Source organism: Salinicola sp. MIT1003 (assembly GCF_001858555.1).
In the GTDB taxonomy this organism is placed as follows: Bacteria; Pseudomonadota; Gammaproteobacteria; order Pseudomonadales; family Halomonadaceae; genus Salinicola; species Salinicola salarius.
Genome location: NZ_MCAP01000032.1, coordinates 1 through 8,467 on the forward strand (window position 1 = coordinate 1; position 8,467 = coordinate 8,467).

Here is an 8,467-nt window from a genome sequence, read left to right on the forward strand (position 1 = left end):
ATGGAGATGGGCATGTTTCTCGCCATCCTGTCGGTGGGCATCGTCTATGCCTGGCGTGAGGGGGTGTTCAAGTGGCAGTGAACTGGCTGCACAAACTCGCCTCGCGTGGCAGCGTTCCTGTGTTTCCCGTGCTGGGCAAGCAGGGTGATGGCGCGCTGCGGCATCTCGCGCTTTCTCCGCAAATCGAACTGGTCGATTCGCCGCGCCACGCCAGTGTGTTGCTGGTGGCAGGGGAGATTCCGGCCGACCGCTTCGAGCCCCTGCGTCGGGTGCATGACCAATTGCCATACCCTTTCACGACGCTGTGGTTTCGCAGCGAACCCTGGCCTCATCTGGAACGTGTGGCCCGTATCGACAATCTCGACGACCTGCCCGGCGCACTGGTCACGGCGCATCGCGAATTGATGGAAGGCCGCCGCGACAGTGCCCATCGTCTCCTGCCGGATGAGCCGCCCAATCCCTGGGAAGGCGAAGGCGATTTTGGCCAGGGCGGTGAAGGCATGATGGGCGGGGTGCCCTACGGACGGCCCATGGCCATGAATATGGCAGATGACATTCGCGACGGGTTGACGCTGGACTCACTGACTTTCCGGCTGGGGCCGTTCTTTTTCGCGTTTCCGCCCGGCATGGCGGCGGAGATCACCCTGCAGGGGGATCTCGTGCAGACATGGCAAACGCAGTGGGCGCCGTACCCACAGCCTCTCGACAAGGTGTTTTTCGACGCTCGCGAGCGCCCCGTCCCCATTGCGGAGGTCGAGCTTGCCCGGGCCCGCCATCACCTGCAGCGGCTGTTTCATGCGTTTCACCTGGCGGGCCTGGAGAACGTGAGCTTGCGGGCCTTGCGCCTGGCGCATGGATTGTCGACGTCGAGCACCCTCGACGGATTGCGGCGCGCACTATCACGTAGCGGCTTCTTTCGCCTGACGGCGGGCGGCGGCGTGCTGGAGGCCGAGCAGGCCCGGCAGCTCGGCGGTCCGGCCGCCCGTGCCGCGGGGCTGGATGACGACCTGCGCAGCCAGGACGACGGCTATCGCCGGCTGGGCTTCGCGCCGGTAACCCAGTCGGCTGGCGACACCCGTGCCCGCTGGCGGCAGATTCTGGACGAAATCGACCAATCCCTTCATCTGGCCCGTCTGGCCGAACGCGACAGGATACACACGGAGCGAACAGGCAGCATCGAGACACCGCGTGGCCCCTGGTCGGCGCGGCGGCCGGCGGATGCGAGCGCGCTCTTCGACGAGCTGTTACCCGGGCTGGAGTGGGGCGATGCCCTGGCGACGGTCGCCAGTCTGGATGTCGCGGGGTTGGCCGATCAACCTGTCGGCACACGGCCATCCGGCGAGTCCCGGGCGGTACGGGGAGGCACCGGGAACGATGTTTAGCGAGCTGTTTCTGCCGGTTCTCATGGTGATCTTCATGCTGGTTGTCGGCAGTTATGCCGTTGCCGTGCTCGATCGCCTGGTTGCCAGCGCGCTTGGCACTCCCCAGGCCGGAGGTATCTGGCTGGCGCCGATGGCGCGCGGAGCCTGGTTGCTGACCCAGCATGCCAATGCCACCGAAGCGCCGGACTGGCGAGCCTGGCGGCTGGCACCAGCCCTGTATCTGGCGTTGGCGGCGGGCGGGCTGGCGGTGGTGCCATGGTCGGCATCGCTGGTCGCCACGGATCTGGTCACCAGCGTGGTGCTGTGGGGCAGCGTGGAAGCGCTGGCGACCGTTGTCATCTTCTTGCATGGCTGGTCGGCGAATTCGTTACTGGCCTTGATCGGCGGGTACCGCTATATGGCGCTGGGGCTCTCCTACATCCTGATCAGCATGTTCGTGCTGATCGGTGTGGCATTGCCGGCCGAATCGCTGCAGTTCACCCAGGTGGTGGCTTCGCAGGAAGGCCTGTGGAACGTCATCCGCCAGCCACTGGGACTGCCGCTGTTTCTCATCGTCGGCCTGGGCATGACCTTCTGGGGGCCGCTGAATCTGGCCGATTCGACGGACCTTGCCGGCGGCACGGCCTCGGAGGTCTCGGGGCCGCCACGGCTGGTCTGGGACATGGCCCGGGCGGCCATGCTGGTCGCGTTCAGCGGCGTGGCAGCGACTGCCTTCCTGGGGGGCTGGCTGGGGCCCTGGCTGCCCGGCCCGTTATGGATGTCCCTCAAGATGCTGGCGGTATTGAGCGTGCTGCTGTTGCTTGGGCGGCTACTGCCGCGACTGGCGCCGGAGCGCTGCGTCACCTTGATGTGGGTCGTGTTGCTGCCGCTGTCGTTCATCGATCTGGTATGGGCCGGGATAGGAGCGCTGTTGTGATGGAGAGCATGAATCACGGCATCGGTGTCGATATCGCGTTTCTGCTGCTGGCCACGCTGGCGGTGGTCACCGGGTGGCGCGTGTTTCGCACCGATTCGATGGTACGGGCCTCCTTTTTTCTGCTGGTGTCGTTCATCGCCGTGGGCGTGATCATGATCCTGTTGGCGGCGGAATACCTGGGCGTTGCCATGTTCTTCATGATGGCCGTGGAAATGACGGTCATGGCGCTGTTCATGGTCATGTTCATGATGAACCCGGCCGGCCTGAATCCCATGAACATGGTCCATCAGGAACGTATCGCCATCGGGACCGGCGTCGCCGGTTTTCTGATACTGGGCGCCATGGCCCTGTTGGCGGTATTTCCCGATCAGCCGGTGCCGGCAGACCTCGAACCCGTCAGATCACTGGGCAACGAAATGCTCGGTGATTCGATGCTGATTTTCGAATCGGCGGGTCTCGTGCTGCTGACCACCATGATCGGCGTGGTGGTGCTGTCGAGCCATCGCGGGCGCTATGGCGCAGCGGCGGAGGGCTCGATGCCGCCGGGGCTGGAACCGGGCGGCGACCCGGCAGGCAAGCCCGAGGAGGACGAAGAGGGCGAGGGCGGGCATCACCATCATCACCATCACCACTGAGCGGGACAGACAGGCAGGGAGGCTTGCATGACACTCACCACACTTTTGCTATTGGCAGCGGCACTGATCGGTATCGGGATCTATGGTGCGCTTTCCCAGCAGTCGTTCGTGATGCTGATGATGGGACTGGAGCTGATCCTCAACGGGGTCATGCTGGCGGCGGTGGCGTTCTGGGCCTTCAGCGGGGCCGGGGCGCCGGAAGGGCAACTGCTGACAATCATCGTCATGGCCGTGATGGCCATCGAGATGGCGATGGGATTTGCCCTGGTGGTCGCGGTCTTCCGCGGTAAACAGGCCGACATGACCGAATCGCTGACCGGGCTGAAGCACTGATGCTGTGGTCCGTTCCTTTCTTGCCGCTGCTGGCCGCCCTCGTCATCCATGGGTTCGGCAAGCGTTGGCCGGGCGACGACAGGGGCCGTGCCGTGCTGACCCTGGCGGGGGTGGCGATCGCGGTCGCTACCTTGCTGCTCGTGAGCGTCGCGGTCACGGTGGACTGGAGCGGCACCTATCGCTGGAGCTCCCGAATCGTTCTGTCGCTCGGGATGACGTCCGCGAGCGCCGTGTTCGCCATCGTCGTGCCACTGATCGCCGCGCCGATCATCGTCTACAGCGCCTACCATGAAGCATCGCCGGTCAGTGGCGGGGGAGCGGAGCGGCCCCCCGTCGGACTGGTGGCGCTGCTGACGGCGTTCGTCGGCGCGATGGAACTGCTCGTCCTGGCCGAGGATTTCGTCACCCTGCTGATCGCCTGGGAACTGGTCGGGGCATGCTCGTGGGCGCTGATCGCCCATGAATGGCAGAAGGCCGGCAACCTGCGGGATGCCGCCTGGGCGTTCCTGGTCACTCGCTTCGGGGATCTGGGGCTGTACATCGCCGCGGCGGCAGCGTTCGCCGGCACGGGCTCGTTTGCCTTTGCAGACCTGGCCCAACTCGATGGGTGGCGGCTGGACGTGTTCGTTGCCGGCGTCGTGCTGGCCGCCGCCGCGAAATCCGCCCAGGTGCCGTTCTCTCCCTGGCTGTTTGCCGCCATGTCCGGGCCGACACCGGTGTCGGCATTGCTCCATGCAGCGACCATGGTCGCGGCGGGGATCTACCTGGTGGTCCGGCTGCATGCGGAACTCTCCGCCGTCGCCTGGTTTGCGCCGGTCGCCATCACGCTGGGGCTGACCACTGCCCTGGCAGGGGGACTCGTGGCCTGTCTTCAGGGCCATGCCAAGAAGCTGCTGGCCGCCTCGACATCGGCCCAGTATGGCCTGATGTGGCTGGCGGCAGGGGCGGGCTTTCCCGGCGTCGCCCTGGTGCACTTCGTCACGCATGCATTCACCAAAGCGGCGCTGTTCCTGGCCGCCGGCATCGCCGAACGCCATGTCGACAGCTATTCGCTGACTGCGATGCGCCTGGGTCGCCTGCTTCCTGGCGTCGCGGCAGCCGCCATGGTAGCCAGCCTGGCGCTGGCAGGCGTCGTTCCGCTAAGTGCAGCGTGGAGCAAGGAGAAGATCGTCACGGCCGCCGGCCATCAGGCGTCCTGGCTGGCCGTGATTGCCGCCGTGGCGGGAGGCCTCAGTGCGCTATACGCCACACGCTTTCAACTGCTGGCGTTCGGGCGGGGGCGGCAGGACCGTACGAGTACCGCTTCCTCCCGGTCCGGGCACTCCCGGGCGGAGGCCATCTCGCTCTACCTGCTGGCGGCAGGCACGCTGGCGCTATCGCTACTCTGGTGGCCCGGTGTCGGAAATAGCCTTGCTGATTTGCTGTCTGTGCACTTCCCCAAGACCAAGCTATGGGAACTGATCGTATCGCTACTGCTGGTGGCGCTGGGTGTGGGCCTCGGCGCCTGGGCGGTGCGTCGTGAGGTGTCGAGCCAGCAGAGCGAAAAGCGTTCCGATATGGCGGACTGGCTGGGCCTGCCCACGTTGACGGCGCGAGGTGCGGATGCCGTGATGATGTTCAGCCATGGCCTGGCACGCTTCGACGATCGCGCCGTGGATGCCGGGATCCGTGGCAGTGCCCGCTTCGGTGTGTGGCTGGCCAGGCTGGGAGAGCGGCGTGGCGAAGGCGCGTTCGATGGCGCCACAAGCCAGCTCGCGAAGGGTGTCGACTGGGCGGGGCAAGTGGCACGTCGGGCGCACACCGGGCAGATGCATCACTACTACACCGGTATCGCGGCAGGACTCGCCGCGATCCTGATCATTCTGAGCATAGGAGCGCTCCTTTGATTTTGACTGCAGCCTTGGGGCTTCCCATGCTGGGGGCCCTCGTACTCGCCGTTTCAAACCGTTGGACCGAGGTCACGGCTCGTCGATTTGCCATTGCGGTCTCGGTGTTGCCGGTGCTGTTGCTGGCTTGGGCGTGGCGACAGTTCGATCCGCAAGGTGCGCTATTCCAGTTCGTCGAGGAGGTACCCTGGGTACCCAGCCTGGGCATGGGCTACAGGTTGGGCGTGGATGGCATTGCGTTGGCTGTCGCGACGATGAGCTCCCTGGTTTTCTCGGCGAGTATCGCCTACCCCGTGGACACGAAGCATCAGCCTCGCCAGTACTACGCCTGGATGCTCTTCCTGCAGTCCGTGTCACTGGGTGTCTTCCTGGCGCTGGATCTGCTGCTCTTCTATGTCTTCTTCGATCTGAGCCTGGTGGGGATGTTCTTCCTGATCGGCCGCTGGGGGCATGGCCAGGCGCAGCTCGCCGCGTTCAAGTTCTTTCTATACACCTTCTTTGGCTCGCTATTGCTGCTGCTGGCGATCATCGGGCTTTACCTGTCGGTCGAACCGCATACCTTCGACATGCGTGTGCTTATCGAACAGCAGCCACTGGCCGGTACCGGGCTCTACGCCGGGCTGGTATTTCTGGCACTGATGCTGGGCTTTGCGATCAAGACGCCGATGGTGCCCGTGCATACCTGGCTGCCGCAGGCACACGTCGATGCACCGGGGCCGGTCTCGGCGATTCTCGCCGGGGTGCTGCTCAAGATGGGCACCTACGGGATCATCCGCATTCCGTTCGCCATGATGGCGGAGACGTTCGCTCGCTATGCCCTGTTCATCGCCGTGCTCGCCGTCGTTTCGATACTCTACGGCGCCCTGGTCGCGCTCGCACAGCGTAATCTCAAGCGGCGCATCGCCTACACCTCGATCAACCACATGGGCTACACGGTACTGGGGATCGCCGTAGCCGCCGCGGTGCTAAGCGATGACACTGTCGCCCGGCAAATAGCGCTGACCGGGGCAACGGTACAAATGGTCGCGCATGGTCTGATCACTGGCACGCTATTCCTGATCTGTGGCTCATTCTGGCAGCGCACCGAGGAGTACGACCTGGACAGCTACGGTGGATTGCTTCGTCAGGCTCCGTGGTTGACAGCTTTCGCCGTGCTCGCATCGTTTGCCAGTCTGGGCCTGCCTGGCCTGGCCGGCTTCGTGGCGGAATTCCATATCTTTGTCGGCACCTTTGGTGTCTATCCGTGGCTCGCCGTCATCGGCGTGCTGGGCATCCTGGTGACGGCAGCATTGTTCCTGCAGATGCTGCAGAAGGTGTTCTTCGGGGCGATGCCGGAGCGCTGGGCGCAGTTCGAGGATCTGCGTCCCCTCGAGTGGGGCGTGCTCGCGGTGTTGTCGGCAGGCTTCGTGATCATCGGCGTGGCGCCGGCGTTTCTGCTGACACTGGTCGAGGCATCGGCGACGCTGTTGATGGGAGGCCACTGATGCCTATCGGTGACGTATTGCCGGAAATCAGCCTGACGCTGGGAGCGGTGGCGATCGTCCTGTTCGCCAGCTTCGTCCGTCAGCGGCAGCAGCACTGGGCAGCTGTGCTGGCCCTGCTCGCTATCGGTCTCGGTGCAGGGCTGACCTTCGCGCAATGGGGCGGGACGCCGCGGCTGACGTTTTCCGGTGTCTGGGCCCTGGATGGCGTGGCGCTCGCCAGCAAACTGGTCGTGCTGGTGGCCGGTGCGCTGGTCGTCGCGATGTCGCCTGAATGGATGCGGACCGATCGACGCCATGGCGAGTACTACGCGCTGGTGCTGTTCGCCCTGCTGGGCGTGATCATGATGGCATCGGCCAGCGATACCATGGAGTTGGTGTTGGGCGTGCTGTTGTCCTCGGTGGCGAGTTACCCGCTGGCCGCCTACCACCGTGGCTGGGCGCCCGCGCTGGAAGCCGGGATGAAGTATTTCCTGATCGGCGCCTTGACCAATACGTTGCTGACGATCGGAGTGGTGGTGCTGTTCGGCCTGACCGGCAATACCGGGTATCCGGACATTACCCAGGCGCTGGCCACGAACAGCGACCGCCTGGCGCTGACCATCGCCACGGCCTGCGTCGTGCTGGGTCTGACCTTCAAGCTGGCGGCGTTTCCGGCCCATGCCTGGATGCCGGACGTGGCGCAGGGTTCCCCGGTACCGGCGGCGGCCTTTCTGACCGTCATCCCCAAGATCGGCGCCGCGGTAGCGCTGGCCCGCTTTGTTTCCTTGCTGCCACCGGATGTAGTCTGGCGGGCGATCGTGGCATCGATCTCCGTCGCCACCATGACGCTGGGCAACGTGGCGGCATTGCGACAGACGGATGTGCGCCGTCTGCTGGGCTGGTCATCGGTTTCCCAGTCCGGGTATGCCCTGATGGCCATCGTGATGATGGGCATCAGCGATCAGGCCCTGCCGGCACTGGTGTTCTTCCTGGCAACCTATGCCACGGCCAACCTGGCTGCCTTCGCCGTGGTCACGCACCTGCGGGGACGTACCGCACTGGACGATTACCGGGGGCTGGCCCGACACGCACCGATCGCGGCAACGATACTGATCGTGTCGCTGTTATCCCTGGTGGGTATCCCGCCGCTGGTCGGCTTCTTCGGCAAACTGATGCTGTTTCGCGTCACGATCGAGGGCGGTTACGCCTGGCTGGCGCTCGTGGCGGTGATCAATACGGTCATCTCGCTGTTCTATTACCTGCGCATCGTCGCGCCGATGATGTTCGGCAGTAACCATTCCGCCGTGCATGTGCTGTCGGGCCAGTGGGCTCGATTCACAATGATCGTGTCTGGCGTGCTGCTGATCGTCGGAGGGCTTGGCGCAGAAGTACTCTCATTATTTACAGGCTCGATACGCTTTGCACTATAGGCCCCGGCGGGCCTAGCCTGCCGGATCCACATCAATGGAGTGATACTGAGAAAGGAGTCGTCCATGTCACCTGCTCAAGGTTTGGCAATCGAAACGCCAGACAACCTGCACGCCAAGGAATGGCTGCGCGCGTACCAGCGGATCCGTGCCGCCACCGAGGCCATCTGTGCGCCTCTGCACAAGGAAGACTACATGGTGCAGAGCATGCCGGATGTCAGCCCGCCGAAATGGCACATCGCCCATGTCAGCTGGTTCTTTGAAGCCTTCATCCTGAAACCGTTTCATCCCGCCTACCAGACCCTCGACCCCGCGTACGATCACCTCTTCAACTCCTATTACGTGACCCATGGCACGCCGTTCCCCCGGCCCGAACGCGGCATGATCTCGCGGCCGACCGTGGACGATGTCTATCGCTATCGCGT

9 protein-coding genes are annotated in these 8,467 nt (G+C 64.5%); all 9 read left to right on the forward strand.

Annotated elements, in window-relative coordinates:
- The first annotated feature begins 12 nt into the window (after positions 1 to 12).
- Positions 13 to 81: a hypothetical protein gene (locus BC443_RS18295; RefSeq protein ID WP_247643278.1), complete on the forward strand. Its 69-nt coding sequence runs from the start codon at positions 13 to 15 to the stop codon at positions 79 to 81.
- Positions 72 to 1,382, forward strand: coding sequence for a hypothetical protein (locus tag BC443_RS11915; protein WP_139284307.1), 1,311 nt, complete (start codon positions 72 to 74; stop codon positions 1,380 to 1,382). Before BC443_RS18295 ends, BC443_RS11915 begins: the two co-directional genes overlap by 10 nt.
- Complete coding sequence (locus tag BC443_RS11920) at positions 1,375 to 2,298, forward strand: NADH-quinone oxidoreductase subunit H (protein ID WP_071232066.1); 924 nt, start codon at positions 1,375 to 1,377, stop codon at positions 2,296 to 2,298. The genes BC443_RS11915 and BC443_RS11920 overlap by 8 nt, the downstream gene beginning before the upstream one ends.
- Positions 2,298 to 2,933, forward strand: a complete 636-nt coding sequence (locus tag BC443_RS11925; protein WP_247643277.1) for an NADH-quinone oxidoreductase subunit J — start codon at positions 2,298 to 2,300, stop codon at positions 2,931 to 2,933. Before BC443_RS11920 ends, BC443_RS11925 begins: the two co-directional genes overlap by 1 nt.
- A gap of 27 nt (positions 2,934 to 2,960) precedes the next feature.
- A complete protein-coding gene (nuoK, locus tag BC443_RS11930) occupies positions 2,961 to 3,266 on the forward strand; it encodes an NADH-quinone oxidoreductase subunit NuoK (RefSeq protein WP_035413666.1) in 306 nt (101 codons plus the stop codon).
- Complete coding sequence (locus BC443_RS11935; protein ID WP_071232067.1) at positions 3,266 to 5,152, forward strand: proton-conducting transporter membrane subunit; 1,887 nt, start codon at positions 3,266 to 3,268, stop codon at positions 5,150 to 5,152. The genes nuoK and BC443_RS11935 overlap by 1 nt, the downstream gene beginning before the upstream one ends.
- The gene (locus BC443_RS11940) at positions 5,149 to 6,636 is read left to right on the forward strand and encodes an NADH-quinone oxidoreductase subunit M (RefSeq protein ID WP_210403267.1); all 1,488 of its coding nucleotides are present in this window, start codon (positions 5,149 to 5,151) and stop codon (positions 6,634 to 6,636) included. Before BC443_RS11935 ends, BC443_RS11940 begins: the two co-directional genes overlap by 4 nt.
- Positions 6,636 to 8,045, forward strand: a complete 1,410-nt coding sequence (locus tag BC443_RS11945) for an NADH-quinone oxidoreductase subunit N (protein WP_071232068.1) — start codon at positions 6,636 to 6,638, stop codon at positions 8,043 to 8,045. The genes BC443_RS11940 and BC443_RS11945 overlap by 1 nt, the downstream gene beginning before the upstream one ends.
- A 63-nt stretch (positions 8,046 to 8,108) precedes the next feature.
- A partial coding sequence (locus BC443_RS11950; RefSeq protein WP_170835878.1) for a DinB family protein occupies positions 8,109 to 8,467 on the forward strand: 359 nt, incomplete at its 3' end.

Bases quoted from the DNA above. Each gene is read 5' to 3' on its own strand.
- BC443_RS11920 (WP_071232066.1), top strand. From the start codon at position 1,375: ATGTTTAGCGAGCTGTTTCTGCCGGTTCTCATGGTGATCTTCATGCTG.
- BC443_RS11925 (WP_247643277.1), top strand. From the start codon at position 2,298: ATGGAGAGCATGAATCACGGCATCGGTGTCGATATCGCGTTTCTGCTG.
- nuoK (WP_035413666.1), top strand. From the start codon at position 2,961: ATGACACTCACCACACTTTTGCTATTGGCAGCGGCACTGATCGGTATC.
- BC443_RS11935 (WP_071232067.1), top strand. From the start codon at position 3,266: ATGCTGTGGTCCGTTCCTTTCTTGCCGCTGCTGGCCGCCCTCGTCATC.
- BC443_RS11945 (WP_071232068.1), top strand. From the start codon at position 6,636: ATGCCTATCGGTGACGTATTGCCGGAAATCAGCCTGACGCTGGGAGCG.